Raw genomic sequence first — 21,341 nt, forward strand, 5'->3', positions numbered from 1 at the left:
GACGTCGGGGGTGGCCCGCGTGGACGTTCTTTCTGTGCCTGGGACCCGCCCTCGGCCATGCGGCGTGTAACAGCACGACGTCGAAAGCTCCCGTCGCAGCCGATGCGGAAACCCCTTCCGAAGGCGATGCACCCCATGCTGATGAGGATTTCCTTCGTCGCTTGTCCTTGATGCGCCCGCTCGAAGGCGGCTTTGACCTGCCGGTGGCCTGCCTTCGCGTGAACGGCTACCTCATGATCGACGCTGCCAGCTATTCGGACGACGCCCTGGGCCACAACAGCCTGAGCGTCCGCCGCGCCGACATCAATTTCAGGCGCATGGTGTGGCGTGACTGGCTTTTCTACGCGGACAGCGAACTGGTCAACGGCAGGCTCGAGTTCAAAGACGTCTATCTGCGCAAGGCCTTGCCTCGCGTGGGAACACTGACCATCGGCAATCAGCAAGAGCCCTTCGGCCTGGAGCAATACGGCAGCTTCCGCACCACGACCTTTCTTGAACGGGCCACCACCAATGCCCTGGCGCCAAGCCGCAGCGTCGGCATCGCGTCGAACGATTTTCATGGACCCTGGGTATGGAGCTATGGATTGTTCACTGCAGGCACCAAGGACGAAGGACGGACGCAGCGTGGCGTCGCCCTCACCGGCCGACTGGTGCGGCTGCTGCACGTCGAGGACGGCCTGTATCACCTTGCCGCGACGTTCTCGACGCGCCATTCGGGGTCCGATCATGAGCAGCGATTCAAGTCAGCGCCCGAGGTTCAACTATCCAATGGCGATGTCTTCCTCGATACGGGCACGATCGCGCACGCCAATGGCGTCATACGCTACGGCTTCGAGGCGGCGCATGTACGCGGGCCGTTTTCCTGGCAAGCGGAGTGGATGCACGCGCGCGTGCCTCGTGACAACGGCCTGCCCTCGCTGAACTTTCGTGGCTGGTATGCCTATGCGAGCTGGTTCCTCACCGATGACACGCGGCCGTATCGGGACGGCAACGCCACGTTCGGCGGCGTCGAGCCGCGCTCGCCGTGGAACGGGCACGGCGGCGGCGCGCTGGAACTGGCCGCCCGAATCAGTCGCACCGACCTCAATGACCTGGATATCCAGGGTGGCGCTGAAACCAATCTGTCATTGGGCGTGAACTGGTACCTCGATCGATCGGTGCGGCTTTCGTTGAATCTGATCCACGCCTTTGAACTGGACAAGCGCGGCGCCGAGTTCGACGGCAAGCACCCCACGGCCCTGGTGGGACGACTGCAGTACGAATTCTGAGGCTGCGCGACGGGACGCTTTACGTTGACATGACCGTTTCCGGTACGACGACGCCAGACAACAATCCGCCACACGCCCCGCTAAAGCGCTCCTGAGGTCGCGCCGCATCGATTGGCACCGTGTTGTCGCTGGCCGGCCTGGGAAGCGTGCGAGGCGACTCTGTGACACGCACAGGCACAGGCATGTCATGACGGACGAAGCGCGCGCGATGACTACATGGCTCGAAGGCGTCCTCGCGGCTCCCGTCGGGAGCATCCTCCTCGACGAGCGACGAATCCTCAGGTGAGGGCGCGACGCCTGAGCTGGAATGGACCGACGGTGAGAGCGACCACATCAGCGCCACGAAGGCTGTTCGCATCAGGTTGGCTTGCATGTGTGTTTCCCGGAATCCGAAAGAACATCGCATCAAGATGTCGACGGCGCGTGCCGGAATACGACACGGCCGTCGACGGAATGCCTCATCCCTGAGGCAACGCTTCCCTACCACCCAAAACTGACACCCACGGTGCCGCTCGATTCACCGCCGCCGGCCAACGAACCACCGACAAGCACGGCGCCTTCGCCGGGTATCCGGGCGCCAAAGCCGACCGCGAGAGCTCCCTGGCCGCGGTAGCCACCGACCGCAGCACTGACCCGTTGATCCGTTCCTGACGCCGCGGCGATGGCGCCTGCCATGCCGGCCAGCGCGGAACTCATGGCACCTACGCGATGAATGCGGTTGCCCAGCGTGTTGAATCGCCCGTTGACGTCCGACCGGAAACTGTCGAATTCCGACTTGCTAACGAGATTTGCCACACGTTGGTCGGTATAGGCCCTGGCATCCTTGAGCGATTGTTGCGCGCTGTTATCCGCATAACGCCGCGCGGTAACCAGGGCCTCTTCAATCTGACCCGGCGGGATCGGCGTACCGGGATCGGGCCGGGTGCCACCCGAGCCACCTGCCTCAAGGTCACCCACGCGAACGTCCAGATCGCCGAGCTTGCTGTCCACAGCGGCAAAGGCATCACCGACGTTGCCGAAGTTCACACCCTGAATCAGATAAGCCGGCGCCGTGATGCCTAGTGCCGTCATCGTGGCACCGCCACCCAGGTGTGTGGCGACCTGGTCCCCATGTTCGTGCAACTGGCCACCATTGACGGCCTCCATGCTGCTGGCGTGCACGCCGCCCCTGCGAACGTTGGCCAACACCGTGCCGTCGGCGCCGTCAAAAGTCGTGGTGCCGTGATCGGCGTCGTCATAGGTCACCGCGTGCGTGGGGGCGCCGCCGCCGAGTCCGTCCACCGCATCCTTCAACTGTCGGACATTGACCGCATCGGTGTCTTCGGTTCCCGCCTTGACGTTGGTGACCTGCCGCTCGTGGCCAACACGCCCCACCGACACACTCTGCGCGCGATCGGCCAGGGATAGCGAACCCAGAGCCACGGCGTCTGGCGCTGATGCGGTAGCGCCGCTACCCAGGGCGGCTGCACCTGTACCGACGGCATGCGCCCAAGCCCCGAAGGCCACGGCGTCGTCGCTCTCGGCCCAGGCATCGCTACCGGCGACCGTGCTGCGATCGCCCTGCGCAACCGCGCGTGCTCCGAGCGCCGTACTGAAATGGCCCGAAGCCGCGCTGTAAGCACCGTTCGCCACGGCAGCTTCCCCGAGGCTGCGGGAACTGAAACCGGACGCGATGCTTCCGTTACCCCACGCCTGAGCGCCCGCTCCCACGGCCGCCGAGCCTTCGCCACTTGCCTGGCTGGACAATCCGATCGCCGTGGCCGCCTGCGCTGCATCGGCGGTGGCATGCGAGCCGATGGCCACGTTGCCAAGGCCCCAAGCCTGGGCGCCCTGGCCGAGCGCGGTCGATGCGTCGCCCTGGGCGAAGGCGCCCTGACCCAAGGCAGCGGCGCCGATGCCCGCGACCACGCTGTCCGCACCCACGGCCACCGCGCCACTGGCCGTCGCTCGGCTGCTGCGGCCTGCTGCCAACGCGCCGTCTCCGACAGCCGAGGCATTGTCGCTGCCATCGCGCAGACCTTCGGCGCGGAAGTACAGGCTCGCATCCATCACGGCGCTGGCCACTTTTTCCAATTGCGACAGGTTCACCGCATCCGTGCCCTGCGTGCCGGCCGCCACGTGGGTGATCTGTCGCTCGCCTCCGGCACGCCCCACCGCGACGGTATCGATGCGATCCGCCAGTGAGTCGGCACCGATGGCGACAGCGCCGCGCGCTGTGGCCTGGCTTCGCGCACCGAGCGCCGTGCCATGGAGTGCTGGCGTCGTCACCTGTGCGCCGTAGCCAATGGTGGTTGACGACTCGGCCTGCGACTGCGCGCCGCTCCCGACGGCCGTTGCGCTGGCTCGCAGTGCCTGGGCATGGGCGCCCAGTGCGGTCGCATCGCCTTCCTGCGCCCATGCATTGGCGCCGAAGGCCGAGGCAGAAGCACCCATGGCCTTCGCACGCGCGCCGTAGGCCGATGAGTCATCCGCACCTGCACTTGATCCGGCGCCGATGGAAGTGGCCCTGCTGCCCGCCGTTGCGCCACCGCCATCGGCGTAACTGTCATCCGGATCGGGCGTGCCCACGGGGGCCACAAGCCAGGGGACCTGCTTCGATTTCGCCGTTTCCGATGCCGTCTCGCTCACGACGTCGGCCCACGATGTATCCGCACCGCATGCGGCCATCAGCAGTGCCGTCCATGTGACCGCTTTCAGCGGCCTTCCACCTTGTTGCCTGCGGCCGGCGCACTCCGGTGCCACGTCCGGTTCCCGGTGAGCGCCCATCCAAACCTTGCCGAAAATCCTGTTCATCGTGTCTCCGTTGCCTTATCCAGCGTCACTCCATGTCGCACCACGCCAGGACACCGATGAGGTATCCAGGCCGGTACTCAGGCGTTCCGCGCTGGACACGGAGCGTCGGACAGCGACGCGAAGCCTTCACGCACGCAATCCAACGGAACCTCACCGAGAACAATCCTCACGCCATCCCTTGAACCGTGGCCAGAGCGGGCACTGGCAGACGATTGCCATCGCCTGGCAAACCCATCGGGCTTGGTGAAAGTCTCACCTTGCCTCGACCCGCGTGGCGCTGCGTCAGAACGTTCCTAGTCACTGGCGAGGGCGCCGCAAGTCAGCTCACGCGGCGGCTCACGGAACAGAAGCTGCAGGATGACCGATCACAAAGGCGTAGCCGCTGCTGCGCACCGTGACCAGCGGAAGCACGGGCAGCGCCAGTTCGCGCACCTTGCGTCTCAGCCGGTAGATGAGCATTTCGAGTCGGTGCGGATCAAAATCGTAGGAGTCCTGCCGCAGCGCGAAGATGATGTCCTTGCGGGTCACGACCGCACCCCGGGCATCGACCAGCAACTGCATGACGCAGCGCTCGGACGGTGAAAGGCTGACCACGACACCACCAGGTGAGACGAGGTGCCAGCCACCCGTTTGAAGACGCCAGTCGCCCTGACCGGGCGAATGGGTTTCATTGTCGACGGTTGTTCCGGGCAGCGGCGCCTGCAAACGCCGGCCCAGACTGTGCAGGCTCGCAGCAAGCTCGGCCACGCCGGCGGGCTTGCGCAGGAATACGTCCGCGCCGGCATCCAGTGAGTGCACCTGGTCATGCTGACGCTCGCGCCCGGTCAGGACCAGAATGCCGATCGCCGAAAACTGCCGCAGATAGCGCGCCACCGAAACGCCATCTTCGTCCGGCAGGCCCAGATCAAGGACGATCATGTCGAAGGCATGGGCCAGCATGCTGCGATAGAGCTCGGCGGCGCTGCCCAGTCCCGTCGCCTTGAATCCGAACTGCGCCAGGCCAGGCACGATGACCTGGTCCCGAAGTGACGCATCGTCTTCCAGCACCGCGACGTGCCAGGCCGGCAAGGCACGTTCCGCGACATCGCCAACTGAAGTTGCTTCCATGTGCACCAACGTTATTGCATCAGTGGCGCCTGACTATATCAGCCGGCATGGCGCGGCAAGGCATTCATTTGGACGTCCAAACGATATACACCGTCATTGCGAAAAGTGGCGACCCTTTCGTAGCCATATCATCAAGGCAAAGCGAAGCTTCCCTCTTCCGGCGGTGCGTCAACGCGAACGCCGGGCATAAAAAAACGCGACGGCTCGCGCCGTCGCGTTTGTGCAGTCCGCTGATCAGGCGGCCGCGTCCTTCAGCTTCTTGAGCGGACGGATCTTCACCTTCACCGAAGCCGGCTTGGCAGCGAACCACTGCTCTTCCTTGGTGAACGGGTTGACACCCTTGCGCTTCGGCTTGGCCGGCACGTTGACAGCGGTGATCTTCAGAAGACCCGGCAGCGTGAACGAGCCATGGCCCTTCTTGTGGATCGAGCCAGCCACGGCACCTTCCAGCGCAGCGAGAACGGCGCGCACGTCCTTGGCGACCACACCGCTGGCGTCAGCGACGTGAGCGACGAGAGCGGACTTGCTCAGAGCATCCTTGATCGGCTTAAGAGCGGCCGGCTTGGCAGCTGCTTTGGCGGTGGTCTTCTTGGCGGCTTTCTGCGTCTTGGCCATACATTCCCCGTGGTATTTGATGGTTTGGATAAACCTGACTGCCTCTCGGCAGGTGGAATGTATGGCAAAGAGTGCATGCTCGCCAATGGGGAATTGAAGAAATGTGCCTATTGGCATGCCTTTTTCAGCGTTTTTTTATCGTGGCGGCCGTTTCACCCCCCAAAACAAGCCGTTTGGACCACCTCGGGTGACCCCGGAGAGCTGCCGCCAAGGGGTAGAACCCGTGCGTTTCGTCCCATGATGGGCAACCGGCTGGACCCAGGGCATCTTGCCAAGGGCTCCATCTCGCATGGATGGGCATCGCGGCACGAAGCAAAGCCAGGCCTTCGAGGTGCAGCCAGCCACCAGGGCGTTCCGCCCGATCCATAAACAGCAACGGCGCCCGAAGGCGCCGCTGCATGTGTCCAAGACGTGCCCGGTTCAGCGACCGAAGACGATTTCTTTGCCTTCATGGTCGCGATCCCAGCCGCGCAGTTCATCGCGGATGTGCGCAATGCGCTGGCGACCGAGCGCGTTGCGCTCCTCGTCCAGGACCTGGCCGTCGAGCAGCTCCGCCAGGCGTTGCGCCGTCGGCAACATCGCGTCCCACGCATCCAGTGCCGGAATCGGCGCTGGCAAGGTCATGAAGAAACTCAGGCCCGGGCTACGCAGGGCCTCCAGCCGCGACAGGTCAAAGTTGCCTGGCTTGAGCATGTTCGCGACGCTGAACACCGGACCCTGCTCGCGCTTGCCGTCGACAAGACGGTGATAAATCCCCATGTCACCAAACTCGAGCCCGGCTTTTTCCGCCGCCACGATCAGGTCAGTACCGTGGAAGCTTTCACCTTCACGCGCCACCACGAACAGCGTCACGATGCGCTCGACAGGCATCTGCGCGGGGCGCTTGCCGAGATCCGAGCGCGGCGGCACACGCGGCGCCTCGGGCTTGGCGGGAGCTGGTGCGTCAGGTGCCGGTGACATGGCGACGGAAGACGCTTCGGCCGCCATCGGAACGGGCTTCGGCGCTTCGACGGCTGCGCCCGGAATCGGCGCGGGCGCCACCGGCATCTGCTGCGACGCAAGGAATTCTTCCGGCGGCGCACGCAAAGCCTCGATGATCGACGCCGCACCGCTGGAGGGCTTGCTCATGGTCGGGCGCCCCTGGCGCTCACCTGCCAGCGTCTGACCCAGGCGCTCCAGTTCCTCGCGAAGGCCCATGTCGAGCTCGCCTTGCGCAGGCTTGGTATCGAAGTCCATCTGGAAGTCGTCGCGCGCGCTGAAGGAAGGTTCGCCATCGCCACGGATGTCGACGTCGCCAAACGTCGGATCACGACGCTCTTCACCGGGTGCAAGGACCACGCGGCGACGCCCCTGCTCTTTCTTTGGCTGGCCGAACAGCCAGATCAGCGCGAGCACGATCAGGCCGACGATGGCCATCGGAATGCCGACGGCCGGATTCCACGCAAAGGCGAGCACGGGCTGCGGGGTCATGAAAGGTTCTCCAAAAACGTCCAACGTTGTTCATTGATGGGCCGTCGAGCCCGGATCCATGCGCCTATGATGCGCGTTCCTGCCACCGAAGTGCGGCTCGACGGCCTTGGACCGCGCGGGCATCGGCCCACACGAGTCCGCTTGCCGTCAGGCCGCGCCGGCCAGCTTGGCCGCTTCGGCCAGGTCCACCTGCACCAGTCGCGACACACCCGGCTCGCGCATGGTCACACCGCACAACTGCGACGCCGCTTCCATCGTGGCCTTGTTGTGGCTGACAAAGATGAACTGAACCTTCTCGCTCATCTCCTTCACCATGTTGGAGAATCGACCGACGTTGGCTTCATCCAGCGGCGCATCCACTTCGTCCAGCAGACAGAAGGGTGCCGGGTTCAGGCCGAAGATGGCGAACACCAGCGAAACGGCGGTCAGCGCCTTTTCACCGCCAGATAGCAGGGTGATGTTCGACACGCGCTTGCCCGGGGGGCGCGCCATGATGGCCACCCCGGTGTCGAGCAGATCATCGCCGGTCAGTTCCAGATACGCATGGCCGCCGCCAAACAGGCGCGGGAACAGCTCCTGCACGCCCGCATTGACGCGATCGAAGGTTTCCTTGAAGCGCTGGCGCGTCTCGCGGTCGATCTTCTTGATCGCACCCTCCAGCGTTTCCATGGCGCTGGCAAGGTCGGCCAGCTGGTTGTCGAGGTAGTTCTTGCGCTCGCTCTGTTCCGCATGTTCCTGGATGGCGGCGAGGTTGACCGGCTCCAGGCGCTGGATCTTTTGACCGATGTCGGTCAGTTGCGAACGCCACTGGCTTGCATCAGCGTCTTCGGCCAGTTCGGCAAGCAGCGGTTCCAGTTCGAGGCCCGATGCCATGATGGCTTCGGCCAGCTGCTGGGCTCGCAACTGGAGCGCCTGCGCGGCGAGCTTCTTCTCCGACAGGCTCTCACGCAGCTTGTTGAGGCTTTGCTCGATACGCTGGCGCTCCTGCTCAAGGCGACGGAACTCGCCGTCGCAATCCTCGAGCGCACGGCGCGCATCGACCAGCTGGCGATCCACCAGCAGGCGCTGGTCCAGGTAGGTCTGGCGCTCGGCTTCCAGCTCGGCGATCGGGTCGGAGCCGGCAGCGAGCTGTTCCGTGATTTCGGTGCGACGCGCGGCGATCTGGCGGATCTGCGTGTCCATGCGCGACAGCGCCTGCTCCAGCGAGCTGAGCGACGAGCGCTTGGACTCCATGCTCAGTGCCAGCGCATGCGCCTGGTCGGCCGCCTCCCGCGCATTCATCCGGGCTTCTTCACGTGATTCGAGCAAGGCGCGGCGTTCGTTTTCGAGATCGCGACGCTGGTCTTCGAGGTCGCCCATATTGCCAACGGACTCATCCAGGCGCGCACGCGCATCGCGCGTCTGGTCCGACAATTCGTCCAGCTGATTGACCAGGTCGCTGATTTCCCCGGCGACCTTTTCTGAACGGGCGCGCGCGGTTTCCATCTTGCCGCGGTGGCTTTGCAACTGGCCGGCCAGTTCCGACTGGCGGCGATGCGCGTTGTACAGCTCACGCTGCGCATCGTCGCGGGCGCGCTCGGCTTCGAACTTGTTGGTGCGCAGATCGTCCAGTTGCGCGGTAGCTTCCTCGATGCGCGCTTCCAGCGTCGCAATCTGCTCGGCCAGCACACGCATGTCACGCTCACGCGCGAGCACGCCCACCTGATTGCCCTGGGCGCGACGGACGCGGGCCCAGCCCGGACCCAGCCATTCTCCAGAACGCGTCATGACCGATTGGTAAGGCGCAAGCGCCGAAAGCCCGGCGACGCGCTGGTGCGCCTCATCGAGCGTGTCGGCGACCAGCACATGGCTGAGGATCGACAGCGCGGCGGCCGGACCGCGCACGTGCGCGGCCAGCGTGCCGGAGGTGTTCACACCGCCTTCCGCCCCATCGAGCAAGGCGATGTCAGCGTTCTCGACATCGGCGAATTCCGCCGCCAGGCCGTGGGCACCATCGACCAGGACGCTGTCGAGGAATCCGGCGAGCGCGGTTTCCACCGCGGTTTCCCAACCGGCTTCCACCTGGAGCGATTCGCCCAGGCGACGTGACTTGTCGAGGCCGAGGCGGGCCAGCCAGCCGCTGGCGGCGTTTTCTTCCTGCCCAAGCGCGGCATGTTGCAGCGCCTCGAGCGATGCCTGGCGTCCGCGGGCGGTCTGCAACTGCTGGCGCGCCTCGTTCAGCGAGGACTGCACCTGGCGCTCTTCATCGAGCACTTTTTCGTAGGTGAGCTTGTGTTGATCGAGCAGACCGCCCAGCGATTCGACGCGCTCGCGCTGGGTATCGTGTTCGATGTGCAGCTGTTCGGAAGCCGCATCCAGCGCCGCCACGTCGGTCGCCTTCTGTTCGGCTTCCAGCGTCTCGCGACGCCGCGACAGATCGACCGACTGGCGATCCAGGTAGGCGAGCTTGGTGCGTTCGACTTCGGCCGCGCGACTGGCTTCACCCGCCGTGCGCGTGTAGGTGTCCCAACGCTGCTGCCAGTCGGCGAGCTTGGTTTCGGTGTCGCGCTGCGCGTCAGCTGTGTCGTCCTGCATCTGCTGCAGGGCTTCCAGGCGCGGCTCGCCTTCCGCCAGCGCCATGCGCAGCGTTTCCACCTGGTCGCGGTCGGTGGCGATATGCGCGGCCAGTTCTTCGTGCTCGCGCTCAGCTTCGCCCTGGGCGCGCTGCAGGCGATCGGCCGTTTCCCGGTTGAAGCGAACCTGCTGCTCCACACGGGCGATTTCGGCGCCAACCTTGTAGACCTCGGCCTGCACGGTGTTCAGATGCTCGGTCGCGGCGGTGTGGTTCTCGCGCACGCTTTCCAGCTGCGCTTCGACATGGCGCTGCTCGGCGACGCGCTTTTCGATTTCGGTTTCAGCGGCGGAAAGGCCCGCGCCCTCGCCATCATGCTGACCCTTGAGGTGGCGATACTCGAGCGCACGAAGCTCGGCTTCCTTGCGCGTCTGTTCCTCCTTCAGGGCCTTCCAGCGCTCGGCGGCACGTGCCTGGCGATTGAGGTGTTCAAGCTGCTTGTCCACTTCGTCGCGCACGTCTTTCACGCGATCGAGGTTCTCACGCGTGGATTTGATGCGACTCTCGGTTTCCTTGCGGCGCTCCTTGTACTTGGAGATGCCAGCGGCTTCCTCCAGGTGCACGCGCAGTTCGTCGGGCGCGGCCTCGACGATCTGGCTGATCATGCCCTGCTCGATGATCGAGTAGCTGCGCGGGCCCAGGCCCGTGCCAAGGAACAGGTCAGTGATGTCGCGACGACGGCAGCGCGCACCATTGAGGAAGTACGCCGACTGGCCATCGCGCGTCACCTGACGCTTCACCGAGATCTCGGCGTACTGGCCGTATTCGCCCTGAATCGTGCCGTCGCTGTTGTCGAAGATCAGTTCCACGGTGGCCTGGCCGACCGGCTTGCGCGAGTTCGAGCCGGAGAAGATCACGTCCGTCAGCGAGTCGCCACGCAGTCGGCTGGCCGCGCTCTCGCCCATCACCCAGCGGATCGCGTCGATGATGTTCGACTTGCCGCAGCCGTTGGGGCCCACGACACCCGTCATGTTGGTCGGCAGGTGAAGCGTGGTGGGATCGACGAACGACTTGAAGCCGGCGAGTTTGATCGTAGTCAGGCGCATGCGGACGTCAGCTGGAAGGAGGAAATGCCCGGGTTTCGGGCGATGCGCCACTGTGCCAAAGCCGGGCGGGTGCCGCAATGGAAACGGGCGTGTTGTTTCACTTTAACATTGCCGGCTAGACCAATGTTATTCAAAGCAATTATTAGTGATGACCCGAAGCAGGGCCGTCTGCGGACCCTTCGGCCACCCGAGGCGGATCAGCCCGGATGCACTCGCCAACCCCAAACCTGGCCACGCATCACTCACCCGGCGCACGGGCCTCGATCGACAGGGCGTGGACGCCATCGTCCATCAGACCGTCCAGGGCGGCATAGATCATCCGGTGCCGCTTGATCGAAAGCTGCCCCGCAAACGCAAGGCTCACCACGCGGACGTGGTAGTGACCCTTCCCTTCATTGGCGTGGCCGACGTGTTTGTACCCCTCGTCGACCACCTCGATGTCGAGCGGAGCCAACGCCTGGACCAGGCGCTGGCGAATCTGCTCGACCATTGCCGCGGTCATGCGGCTGGCAATGCCTTGCGGAAGGGCTTGATGCTGACGCTGGCGTAGACACCGGCCGCGATGTACGGATCGTCCTTGGCCCAGGCTTCGGCCTCGGCCTGCGACGGGAACTGGGCCAGGATCAGGCTGCCGGTAAAACCGGCCGGGCCCGGATCTTCTGACTCGATCGCCGGGAAAGCGCCGGCCACGAACAGGCGGCCTTCATCGAGCAGCTTCTGCAGGCGTTCGATGTGGGCCGGACGCGCAGACTTGCGCTTCTCCAGCGAATCGGGGACGTCAGTACCAACAATGGCAAACCACATGGATCAGGCCTCCGGGCGCATATAGGGGAACAGCAACACGTCGCGGATCGACGAGGCGCCGGTCAACAACATCACAAGGCGATCGATGCCGATTCCCAGGCCGCCGGTGGGCGGAAGGCCGACCTCAAGGGCGCGGATGTAGTCGGCGTCGAAGTGCATGGCTTCGTCGTCGCCGGCATCCTTGGCCGCCACCTGGGCGCGGAACCGCGCCTCCTGGTCTTCCGGATCGTTGAGCTCGGAGAAGCCGTTGGCCAGCTCCTTCGCATTGATGAACAGCTCGAAGCGATCGGTGATGCCCGGATTGGTGTCGCTTTCGCGAGCCAGCGGCGAAATCTCCACCGGATGGTCGGTGATGAAGGTCGGCTGGATCAGCGTGTGCTCGACGGTCTTCTCGAAGATTTCCAGCAGCAGTCGACCCCAGCCGTAACCGTCCTTCACATGGATGCCCAGGCGCTTGCAGTGGGCGGCCATGGCAGCGCGATCACGCAGTTCGTCGCGACGGATTTCCGGATTCAGCTCGAGCACGGCGTCTTCCATGCTCCAGCGACGGAACGCCGGGCCGACATCGATCTCGTTGCCTTCCCACATCAGCTTGGTGGTGCCGATGACGTTCTTCGCCGTTTCGCGGATCACCGACTCGGTGATGTCCATGATCTCGGTGTACGTGGCATAGGCCTGGTACAGCTCGAGCATGGTGAATTCGGGATTGTGACGGGTCGACACGCCTTCGTTGCGGAAGTTGCGGTTGATCTCGTACACGCGATCGAAGCCGCCAACGACAAGGCGCTTGAGGTACAGCTCCGGCGCGACGCGCAGGTAGAGGTCCATGTCCAGCGCGTTGTGGTGCGTGACAAAGGGACGCGCCGTGGCGCCGCCCGGGATCACGTGCATCATCGGCGTTTCCACTTCCATGAAGCGGCGCGGCTCGGCCTCCAGCCACTTACGGATGAAGCCGATGATCTTTGAACGCTGTGCAAAGGTACGACGTGCGTCTTCGGTGACGATCAGGTCGACGTAACGCTGGCGATAGCGCTGCTCGACGTCGGCCATGCCGTGGTGCTTGTCCGGCAGCGGACGCAGGCTCTTGGTCAGCAGGCGCAGCTTGTCGACCTTGATCGACAGCTCGCCCGTGCGCGTACGCATCACGGTGCCTTCGGCGCCGACGATGTCGCCCATGTCCCAGCTCTTGAACGCCTTGAACGTCTCCTCACCCACCGTGCCCTGGTGGATGAACAACTGGATGCGACCGTTGACGTCCTGCATCTGCACGAAGGCGACCTTCCCCTGGTCACGCTTGAGAATGATGCGACCGGCCACCTTGACCTGGCGATTCAGGCCCTCGATGGCTTCAGCCGTCCACTTCTCCGCATCGGCGAATTCCGCCTGCAGGTCACCGGTGAACGTATCGATCTTGAAGTCGTTCGGAAACGCGACGCCCTGTTTGCGCAGAGCCGAAAGCTTCTCGCGTCGTTCCGCAATGAGGCGGTTTTCGTCCAGGGGGGCGTCGATTTCGTTTTGCATGGTGATCCAGGTTGAAACGTAGGTGGGTTGCGTCAGGTCGGCCTGCCGTCGCGTCGGGACATCCGACAAACCGGCCAGCAGGCACGTCTCTCAAGGCCAGGTGAATTGCTTATGCGTCCACGCGTTTGGCACCGGCATCCAGGCCGGACTTCAGGCTCGCTTCGACGAATTCATCCAGATCGCCGTCCAGCACCTTCTGCGTGTCCGAGCGTTCGATGCCCGTGCGCAGGTCCTTGATGCGGCTCTGGTCCAGCACGTAGTTGCGGATCTGGCTGCCCCAGCCGATATCGGACTTGGAAGCTTCCAGCGCATCCTTTTCGGCGTTGCGCTTCTGAACTTCCAGTTCGTACAGCTTGGCGGCCAGCATCTTCATGGCGCGGTCGCGGTTGGCGTGCTGGCTGCGTTCGGTCTGGCAGGCCACCACGGTATTCGTGGGCACGTGGGTGATACGCACGGCCGATTCCGTCTTGTTGACGTGCTGACCACCGGCGCCGGACGAACGGTATACGTCGGTGCGCAGGTCCGCCGGATTGATCTCGATGTCGATGTCATCATCGACTTCCGGCGACACGAACACCGAGGTGAAACTGGTGTGGCGGCGGTTGTCGGAGTCGAACGGCGACTTGCGGACCAGGCGATGCACGCCGATTTCCGTTTTCAGCCAGCCGTAGGCGTAGTCGCCTTCGACGCGGAACGTCGCGGATTTGATGCCGGCGACGTCACCACCGGAAACCTCCAGCAGCTCGGTCTTCCAGCCACGCGATTCGCACCAGCGCAGGTACATGCGCAGCAGGATTTCGGCCCAGTCCTGGGCTTCGGTGCCGCCGGCGCCGGCCTGGATGTCCACGAAGGCGTTGTTGGCGTCCATCTTGCCGGAGAACATGCGCTGGAATTCCAGCTTGCCGACCTTGGCTTCGAGCCTGGTGAGGTCGTCCTGCACCGAGCGGACGGTGTCTTCATCGTTGTCGGCGGCCGCCATCTCCAGCAGCTCGCCCGCGTCGGTGAGGCCACCACTGATGGTGTCGATACCCGTGACGATGGTGTCAAGGCGGGCGCGTTCGCGGCCCAGCTCCTGCGCGCGCGGCGGATCGTCCCACACGGTGGGGCTTTCCAGTTCGCGACTTACTTCTTCGAGACGCTCACGCTTGGTGGCGTAGTCAAAGATACCCCCTAAGCGACTCGATGCGGCCGGACAGGTCCGCGATCTGCGCGAGGATCGGATTCGTTTCGATCATGGGATTGGGCTTTGGAAAAGGAGGAAGAATAGCAGGGGAACGGTAAACGGTTAACAGGAAACGGGAAAAGCAGGCCCCGCGCGCTTGCTTTTCCCGCTGATCGCTGGCCAATCACCCAAGGGCGTTGGAATGGACGCCCTTCACCGCCCTGCCAGAGGGATCGGCCGCCGCGGCAAATGCCGGATCCCAGGCCAGCGCCGCCGGCGAGGAGCAGGCGATGGATTTCCCACCCGGAACCGTCGCTGCCGCAGCAGCCCCGGGATAGAACTGCTCGAAAATGCGGCGATAGAGGTAGGCCTCCTTGGTGGCCGGCGGGTTATGGGGGAAGCGCGTGGCCGCCGCGGCAAATTCGCGATCGGTCACGGCCTGCTCGGCGTGCGCCTTGAGCCCGTCGATCCAGCCATAGCCGACGCCATCGCTGAACTGCTCTTTCTGCCGCCACAGGATCGAGTCCGGCAAGGCGCCCTGGAACGCTTCGCGCAAGATGGCCTTCTCGATGCGCCCTGCGCACGCCATCTTCTGCCGGGCGTCGAAACCCATGGCCGTATCGATGAACGCCAGGTCCAGGAACGGCACGCGCGCCTCCACGCCCCAGGCCATCATGGCCTTGTTCGCGCGCAGGCAGTCGAAGCTGTGCAGGGCATCGAGCTTGCGCACGGTTTCCTCGTGGAAGGCCTCGGGCGACGGTGCTTTGTGGAAGTACAGGTACCCGCCAAAGATTTCGTCCGAACCTTCGCCAGAGAGCACCATTTTCACGCCCATGGCCTTGATGCGCCGGGCCAGCAGATACATCGGCGTCGAAGCGCGAATGGTGGTGACGTCGTAGGTTTCGATGTGGCGGATCACTTCGGGCAACGCATCCAGCCCTTCCCAGAAGGTGTAAACGAAACCATGGTGCACCGTTCCCAGCGCTTCGGCCGCGATCTGCGCTGCGGCCAGATCAGGTGAGCCGTCCAGGCCAATGGCGAACGAATGCAGCCGCGGCCACCAGGCTTCGCTGCGATCGTCATCCTCGATGCGTTCACGGGCGAAACGGGCGGCACAGGCTGTCACCAGCGACGAGTCCAGTCCGCCGGAAAGCAAGACACCGTAGGGCACGTCGGTCATCAGCTGCCGGTGGACCGCCTGTTCGAAAGCTTGCTTCAGCTCGACCGGTGAGATCTCGCTGCCCCGGGTCGCACGGTAGTCGCGCCATGGCTTGCTGTAGTAGCGCGTCAGCTCGCCGGTCGCGCTGTCGTAAACGTGGCCGGGCGGGAAGATGGCGACGTCCGGGCAAAGGTCGGCGATGGCTTTCATTTCCGAAGCCACGCACAGGCGCCCCTGCGCATCGTGCCCCCAGTACAGCGGACACACGCCCAGCGGATCGCGGGCAATCAGGTAACGCTGCGACTCGCTGTCCCACAGGGCGAAGGCGAAGATGCCATTGAGCTGGCCGAGGAAGTCCGCTCCCCGTGACCGGTACAACGCGTTGATCACTTCGCAATCGGAGCCAGTGGTGAAATCGTAATCACTGGCGGCACGCAATTCGCGATGGTTGTAGATCTCACCGTTGACGGCGAGTGCGAGCGAACCGTCGCGAGAGCGTAGCGGCTGCGCACCGCTCGCCGGGTCAACGATGGCCAGTCGCTCGTGCACGAGGATCACCCCCGCATCCACGAACACGCCACTCCAGTCGGGGCCGCGGTGTCGCTGGCGCTGGGACAGCTCCAGCGCCTGGCGCCGCAGGGCGGCAAGGTCGTCGCCCGGTTGCAGATCGAACATGCCGAATATTGAACACATGGTGGATTTCCTCGTCGCGTCGGTTTTTTCAGGGCCCGGAAACGACGAAGGCCCGCACTGGGCGGGCCTTCGTCGCGTAGTTGATTCGTCGAACTTCGGCTACGCGCCGGCCCACCCAGGATTGGGGGCGTTATTGTTCGAACGATTATTACGGGCGACCAACACCGACGGCGCCTTGGCGGCAGCAGAGTTCAGAGCGGCATTGATGGCGCGGATGTACATGGCATCTGAGTTGAGCAGAAGCCTGTGCCGCGCGCAAGCGCTTTTTGATGAGCCCGGTCTTGGCGTCCATTTCACCTGTGCCTGCGTTCACTAAGCCCATCGCAACGGGATGGGCCAGTCGGGATGGGTTTGCGGCGCGGGGGAATGCTCACCGGTCTTGCGACGGGGCTCTGGCTTGCGGGATCCGCTTGCGTACAGGCCACTGAACTGCCTCAGAAGCCACTGACGTACGCCGATGCGTCAAGCCGGCTGGATACAGTCTCTGACGCCATCAAGGCGGCCGACGCATTTCGCGACAGTCGCGCGGATACGGCGGCATCGCTGGATTCGCTGAACCTGCCGACCGTATCGCTTGCGGTCCAGGCCTTTCGATACCAAAAGACGCTGGACTCGGCGAGCCTGCCGGCGCTGAACGACGTAACTGCCAATGGCAAGCCGATCCCTCCGCCGATCCAGGATTTTTTCGGCTCCCTGCCCGACGTCAAGTTCAGCTACACGCAAGACGTGCTGCGCCCGGTCGTTTCGGCGCTGTGGCCGGTCTACACCGGCGGCAAGATCACGTCGGCACAGGAAGGCGCACGCGCCATGCAGCGTCAGGCGGAAGCGCTGGCCGAACACGCGCACGACGCTGAGCGCGTGAAACTGGCTACGCTCTACTTTGGCCAGGCGCTGGCCGAGCAGATGCAGACCGTGCGTTGTCAGGTTCGCGACGGCATGGAGCAGCACCTCAAAAACGCCCAGGCCATGGAACGACAAGGCATGGCGACGCGCGCGCAGCGCATGCAGGTGGAAGTGGCTCGCGACGCTTCCTTGCGCGGCTGCCAGGCCGCGGCGCGCACGTTCGAATCGGCGCGCATCGCACTTTCCAACCTGCTTCGTACCGAGCAGACGCTCACGCTCGCCAGCCCGCTGTTCCTCATCACGACGCCACTGGACACCAAGCAGGCCTATGTCGAGCGCGCAGACAACCGCAATGCGCAAGTTCGCAGCCTCGATGCGGCCTCCGACGCCGCTGCGCAGGTCGAGCGTGCCGCGCGTTCGCAGTGGAAACCCACGGTTGTGCTGCTGGGTGAATACAACCTCAAGCGCAGCGACCAGCTGGTCATTGATCCGGACTGGATCGTCGGTATCGGCGTACGCTACGAGCTGCTGTCCAATGTTGACCGCCAGCGCAGCATCAGTGCCGCCCGGCGAGCGCGCGAAGCGGCACAGGATGCCACCCATGAAGCGCGAACCCAGGTCCGCACGGCTGTTGCCACGGCCTACGAAATGCTGATGGGTGCAAGAGAACAGTACGAACTGCTGCAATCGAGCGAGGCGCTGGCACGCGAAAACGTGCGCATCCAGGCACTGGCCTTCCGCGAAGGTCAGGGGACTGCGACAGAAATGATTGACGCGGAAAATCTCCTCGCCGCAGCGCTCGTGGAGCGCGCGGCAGCTGCTTACAACTTCGATGTCACCCTGGCGCAACTGCTCGACGCCACGGGCCAGATGGACCAATACCCTGCACTGATGCGCGGGGCGGACAAAGTGCTCGCGGAGACGTCGCCATGACCGCACCTCGTTCGACGCAGATTCCACGGGCCGCGGTGGTGACGGCCGTGGTGATCGTCGTCGCCATCGTCGTGCTCGGCCTGTGGCTCGCAGCCCGACCGCCCAAACCGATGATCCAGGGCATGGTCGACACCGACCAGATCCAGGTGGCCGCCAAGGTCCCCGGACGACTGGAGGCGGTGATGGTGCACGAAGGCGATCGCGTCAAAGCGGGCCAGTTGTTGTTCGTGCTCAGCAGCCCGGAACTCGACGCCAAGCTGGCGCAGGTACAGGCCCAACAAGTGGCAGCCGAATCGCAGGCGGCCAAGGCGCGTCATGGTGCGCAAAGCGAAGACATCCAGAGCGCGCGTTCCGCGTGGCAGGCCTCCGAGGCCAACGCCGCGCTGGCCGCCAGGACAGTGACGCGCGTCGCCAACCTCTATGCCGAAGGCGTCGTTTCCCTGCAGAGGCGGGATGAAGCCGTCGCCATGGCGAAAGCCACCGCGAATGCGGCGGCAGCCGCCAAGGCACAGTATGAAAAGGCCCTTGGCGGCGCACGACCGGAAGACATCAAGAGCGCCGAATCCCTGGCGAGCCAGGCCGAAGCAGGCGTGCGTGAAGTCGCCGCCTTGCAGGCCGAATTACGGATTACGGCACCGGTGGCCGGTGAAATCAGCCGGCGCAACGCAAATGTCGGCGAGGTCGTGCCGCCCACGCTTCCGGTGATCAGCATGTTCGAACCGGACAAGCTGTGGGTGTCGCTCAATGTGCGGGAAAACCAGTTTCATGGGCTCAGGATCGGTCAGGAGCTGAGCGGCACCGTTCCGGCGCTCAATGACAAGCGGCTGCGCTTCAAGGTGTACTACATCGCGCCACTTGGCGATTTCGCCACCTGGCGCGCGACGCGCGAATCCTCGGGCTATGACATCAAGACCTTCGAGGTCCGCGTTCGCCCGGACAACGCCCCGCCCGAGCTTCGCCCCGGCATGAGCGTCCTGTTCGACTGGCCGACATGAGCGCGCGACAGCCCTCGCCCATCGTGCGCTGCTGGCGGCGCGAGTGGCAGCATGTGGCGCGAAGTCGCTGGGACCAGTTCTTGCTGTTTGGTTTTCCGTTGATCCTTGTCGTCGTGATTGCGTGGATTTTCACCCCAAGCGTGGCGACCGAGCTTCCGGTGGCGGTCATCGACCATGACGCCTCCCCGGTAAGTCGCGCGCTGGTACGCCGGATCGATGCCACCTCGTCAGCACATGTCGTGCTCAGCACCAGCGATGACGAAGCCGCACGCCGCCTGTTCCGTCGCGCGGAGGCTTACGCCATCGTCGACATTCCGCAAAACACCGAACGGGAGATCAACCGGGGACTCAGTGCGAAGATCTACATCTTCTTCAACGACAGCTTCTACAGCTCGGGCAACCAGGTCCGCCGCGCCGTCGAAGGCGCGATCCAGAGCCTGTCGGGCGAGCTGGCAGGAGCCCGCCTGACCGACAAGCGTGCGGGGCAGCGCCCCGTTGCGGCGACGTCGCCGCTTAACGTGCAGGCTGTGTCGTTGTTCAACCCGCAGGTGAGCTTCGAGCAGGCGCTGGTATCGATGGTGCATCCGGCGGTGCTTCACCTGCTAGCCCTGTGCGCGATGATCGGCGCGATCTGCCGGGAGGCGGACGATGGCCGCATGGACGACTGGATCGGCGATGGATCGGTGGCGGCCGCACTGGCTGGCAAGTTGCTGCCATACATTTTGGTCTACACCGCCTGGAACCTGGTTGCCCTGGCGTGGCTCAGCGGCATTCGCGGCTGGACGGTCGAAGGCAGCGTCTGGCTCATCGCGCTGGCGCAGTGGCTCATGTACGTGGCCTACGCGGCCTTCGCCGTGCTGTTTGCCGGTGCGGCGGGCGAAACTGCGCGGGCGCTCAGCGCGGGCAGCCTCTTCGCCGGGCCGTCGCTGGCTTACGCCAATACCCTGTTCCCGACCATCGGCGCGCCGATGTTTGTCCAGGTCTGGACGCATGCCTTGCCTTACACCGCCTATATGCGACTGCAAAACCAGCAGTGGCAGATGGGTTCGTCGATCGCCGATTCGTTGCCCCAGATCGCTGCCCTGCTCGCCTTTCCCATCGTGCTGGCGCTGCCGTGCCTGTGGCTGATGAGCCGCGCCCGCCACAAAACCGGCGTGGTAGCGACATGAGCGCGCGCGATGGCTTCCGCGGCGTGTGGCGGACGCTTCGACATCATGCCTCGGCGGCGCTGATCCTCCTGGGCGCCACCATCTTGTACTCGTTCTACTACCCGCTCGCTTATCGACACCAGGTAGCAAGCGAACTGCCGATCGCCATTGTCGATGGCGACCACTCGGCGCTGAGCCGAGCCCTGATCCGCAAGGTCCGTGCCGTCGACGGCGTGCAGGTCGTGGATGAACTTTCAGATGTCTACGCGGCGCAGCATGCGCTTGCGCGCTCCGATATCGACGGCTACCTGTACATCCCCAAAGACTACGAGCGCGACGTGCGGCGCGGCGAAGCCGGTGAGCTCGGGCTCTACAGCAACGGCGCCTATCTGATTCGCAACCAGACTGTCCTCGAATCCCTGGCGAAGGCCGTTACCAGCGCCGGCCTCGATATTGTTGGCGGCAAACTGTTGGCAGCAGGCATTGCCGGACCCCGAATGGCCCAGGTGGCGCAGCCGCTGACCGCCATCGAGCGCCCGATGTTCAACAAGCGCGAAGGTTACGGCTCTTACGTGGTGCCGGCCGTGGCCCAGCTGATCGTGCAGCAGACACTGTGGTTCGGCGCCGCGATGCTGATTGCCGTGCGGCGCAGCCAGGGCGGTTTCACCAGCGGCGGGGAGTTGCTGGGCTGGGTGCTGTTTTTCCTGCTCGTTGGCACGATCAACGGCCTGTACTTCAATGGCCTCAATTTCTGGATCCAGGATTATCCGCGCGGAGGCAACCTGCCGGGACTGCTCGTCGCGATGCCGCTGTTCATTGCATCGATCGTGGCGCTGGCCTTGTTCACGGGCAGCTTTTTCATGCGCGAGGCACGCGTGCTGCAGTCACTGTCGGTGACTTCCGTTCCGATCTTTTTCCTGAGTGGCATTTCCTGGCCACTCGACGCCATGCCAACGGCCATGGGGTGGCTAGGCAAACTGGCACCGAGCACACCGGGCATCCAGGCCATGGTGAAGCTCAATCAGATGGGAGCGAGCCTGCGTGACATTGCGCCCGAACTGGGGCAGATGGCGTTGCTGGTCGTACTGTACGGCGGGCTGGGTGCGTGGCGATTGCTGGCCCTGTCACCGCGACCTCACGCATCCACCACCACCGTTCTTACCGACCCTTAAG

The 21,341-nt window shown here is 64.4% G+C and carries 17 protein-coding genes; 6 read left to right on the top strand and 11 right to left on the bottom strand.

Annotated features, from left to right (window positions below; translation table 11 throughout):
* Positions 1-170 precede the first annotated feature (170 nt).
* Positions 171-1,268: an OprO/OprP family phosphate-selective porin gene (locus tag EYV96_RS04765; RefSeq protein ID WP_240732424.1), complete on the top strand. Its 1,098-nt coding sequence runs from the start codon at positions 171-173 to the stop codon at positions 1,266-1,268.
* Between the two features lie 19 nt (positions 1,269-1,287).
* Here the strand turns inward: EYV96_RS04765 and EYV96_RS04770 are convergent, their stop codons facing one another.
* The 11 genes from EYV96_RS04770 to asnB form a co-directional block, all read right to left on the bottom strand.
* Complete coding sequence (locus EYV96_RS04770) at positions 1,288-1,641, bottom strand: hypothetical protein (protein WP_131150331.1); 354 nt, start codon at positions 1,639-1,641, stop codon at positions 1,288-1,290.
* A gap of 107 nt (positions 1,642-1,748) precedes the next feature.
* Positions 1,749-4,061, bottom strand: coding sequence for a YadA C-terminal domain-containing protein (locus tag EYV96_RS04775; protein WP_131150332.1), 2,313 nt, complete (start codon positions 4,059-4,061; stop codon positions 1,749-1,751).
* A gap of 336 nt (positions 4,062-4,397) precedes the next feature.
* Positions 4,398-5,168, bottom strand: coding sequence for a response regulator transcription factor (locus EYV96_RS04780; RefSeq protein WP_131150333.1), 771 nt, complete (start codon positions 5,166-5,168; stop codon positions 4,398-4,400).
* A 234-nt stretch (positions 5,169-5,402) separates the two neighbouring features.
* Complete coding sequence (locus EYV96_RS04785; protein WP_131150334.1) at positions 5,403-5,783, bottom strand: HU family DNA-binding protein; 381 nt, start codon at positions 5,781-5,783, stop codon at positions 5,403-5,405.
* A 420-nt stretch (positions 5,784-6,203) separates the two neighbouring features.
* On the bottom strand, positions 6,204-7,253 hold the full coding sequence (gene zipA, locus EYV96_RS04790; protein ID WP_131150335.1) for a cell division protein ZipA: 1,050 nt from the start codon (positions 7,251-7,253) through the stop codon (positions 6,204-6,206).
* Between the two features lie 147 nt (positions 7,254-7,400).
* Complete coding sequence (smc, locus tag EYV96_RS04795; protein ID WP_131150336.1) at positions 7,401-10,910, bottom strand: chromosome segregation protein SMC; 3,510 nt, start codon at positions 10,908-10,910, stop codon at positions 7,401-7,403.
* Between the two features lie 238 nt (positions 10,911-11,148).
* Entirely contained in the window at positions 11,149-11,412 is a 264-nt protein-coding gene (locus EYV96_RS04800; protein ID WP_131150337.1) for a BolA family protein, read from the bottom strand.
* On the bottom strand, positions 11,409-11,714 hold the full coding sequence (locus tag EYV96_RS04805) for a YciI family protein (RefSeq protein WP_131150338.1): 306 nt from the start codon (positions 11,712-11,714) through the stop codon (positions 11,409-11,411). The genes EYV96_RS04800 and EYV96_RS04805 overlap by 4 nt, the downstream gene beginning before the upstream one ends.
* Before the next feature lie 3 nt (positions 11,715-11,717).
* A complete protein-coding gene (gene lysS, locus EYV96_RS04810; protein WP_131150339.1) occupies positions 11,718-13,235 on the bottom strand; it encodes a lysine--tRNA ligase in 1,518 nt (505 codons plus the stop codon).
* A 109-nt stretch (positions 13,236-13,344) separates the two neighbouring features.
* Positions 13,345-14,470 (bottom strand): peptide chain release factor 2 gene (prfB, locus tag EYV96_RS04815; protein WP_131150340.1). Its coding sequence is split into 2 segments (ribosomal slippage): positions 13,345-14,394 and positions 14,396-14,470, totalling 1,125 coding nucleotides; the frame shifts between segments, so codons are not numbered across the junction.
* 111 nt (positions 14,471-14,581) lie between these two features.
* Positions 14,582-16,249 carry an asparagine synthase B gene (gene asnB, locus EYV96_RS04820; RefSeq protein ID WP_131150341.1) on the bottom strand — a complete coding sequence of 556 codons (1,668 nt, stop codon included), beginning with the start codon at positions 16,247-16,249 and terminating at the stop codon, positions 14,582-14,584.
* Between asnB and EYV96_RS04825 the strand changes: the two genes are divergently transcribed.
* Genes EYV96_RS04825 through EYV96_RS04845 form a run of 5 tightly spaced genes read left to right on the top strand, consistent with a single transcriptional unit; the run spans position 16,230 to position 21,340 of the window.
* Entirely contained in the window at positions 16,230-16,565 is a 336-nt protein-coding gene (locus EYV96_RS04825) for a hypothetical protein (protein WP_131150342.1), read from the top strand. The two genes, asnB and EYV96_RS04825, sit on opposite strands and share 20 nt — an antisense overlap.
* Positions 16,566-16,615: 50 nt before the next feature.
* Positions 16,616-18,025, top strand: a complete 1,410-nt coding sequence (locus EYV96_RS04830; RefSeq protein WP_165488596.1) for a TolC family protein — start codon at positions 16,616-16,618, stop codon at positions 18,023-18,025.
* Positions 18,022-19,020 (top strand): HlyD family secretion protein, encoded by a 999-nt coding sequence (locus EYV96_RS04835; RefSeq protein ID WP_165488597.1) that lies wholly within the window; start codon positions 18,022-18,024, stop codon positions 19,018-19,020. The genes EYV96_RS04830 and EYV96_RS04835 overlap by 4 nt, the downstream gene beginning before the upstream one ends.
* Positions 19,017-20,189 carry an ABC transporter permease gene (locus EYV96_RS04840; RefSeq protein WP_131150344.1) on the top strand — a complete coding sequence of 391 codons (1,173 nt, stop codon included), beginning with the start codon at positions 19,017-19,019 and terminating at the stop codon, positions 20,187-20,189. Before EYV96_RS04835 ends, EYV96_RS04840 begins: the two co-directional genes overlap by 4 nt.
* Complete coding sequence (locus EYV96_RS04845; protein WP_131150345.1) at positions 20,186-21,340, top strand: ABC transporter permease; 1,155 nt, start codon at positions 20,186-20,188, stop codon at positions 21,338-21,340. The genes EYV96_RS04840 and EYV96_RS04845 overlap by 4 nt, the downstream gene beginning before the upstream one ends.
* The last annotated feature ends 1 nt before the right edge of the window (position 21,341 follow it).

Source organism: Dyella terrae, assembly GCF_004322705.1.
Lineage (GTDB): Bacteria > Pseudomonadota > Gammaproteobacteria > Xanthomonadales > Rhodanobacteraceae > Dyella_D > Dyella_D terrae.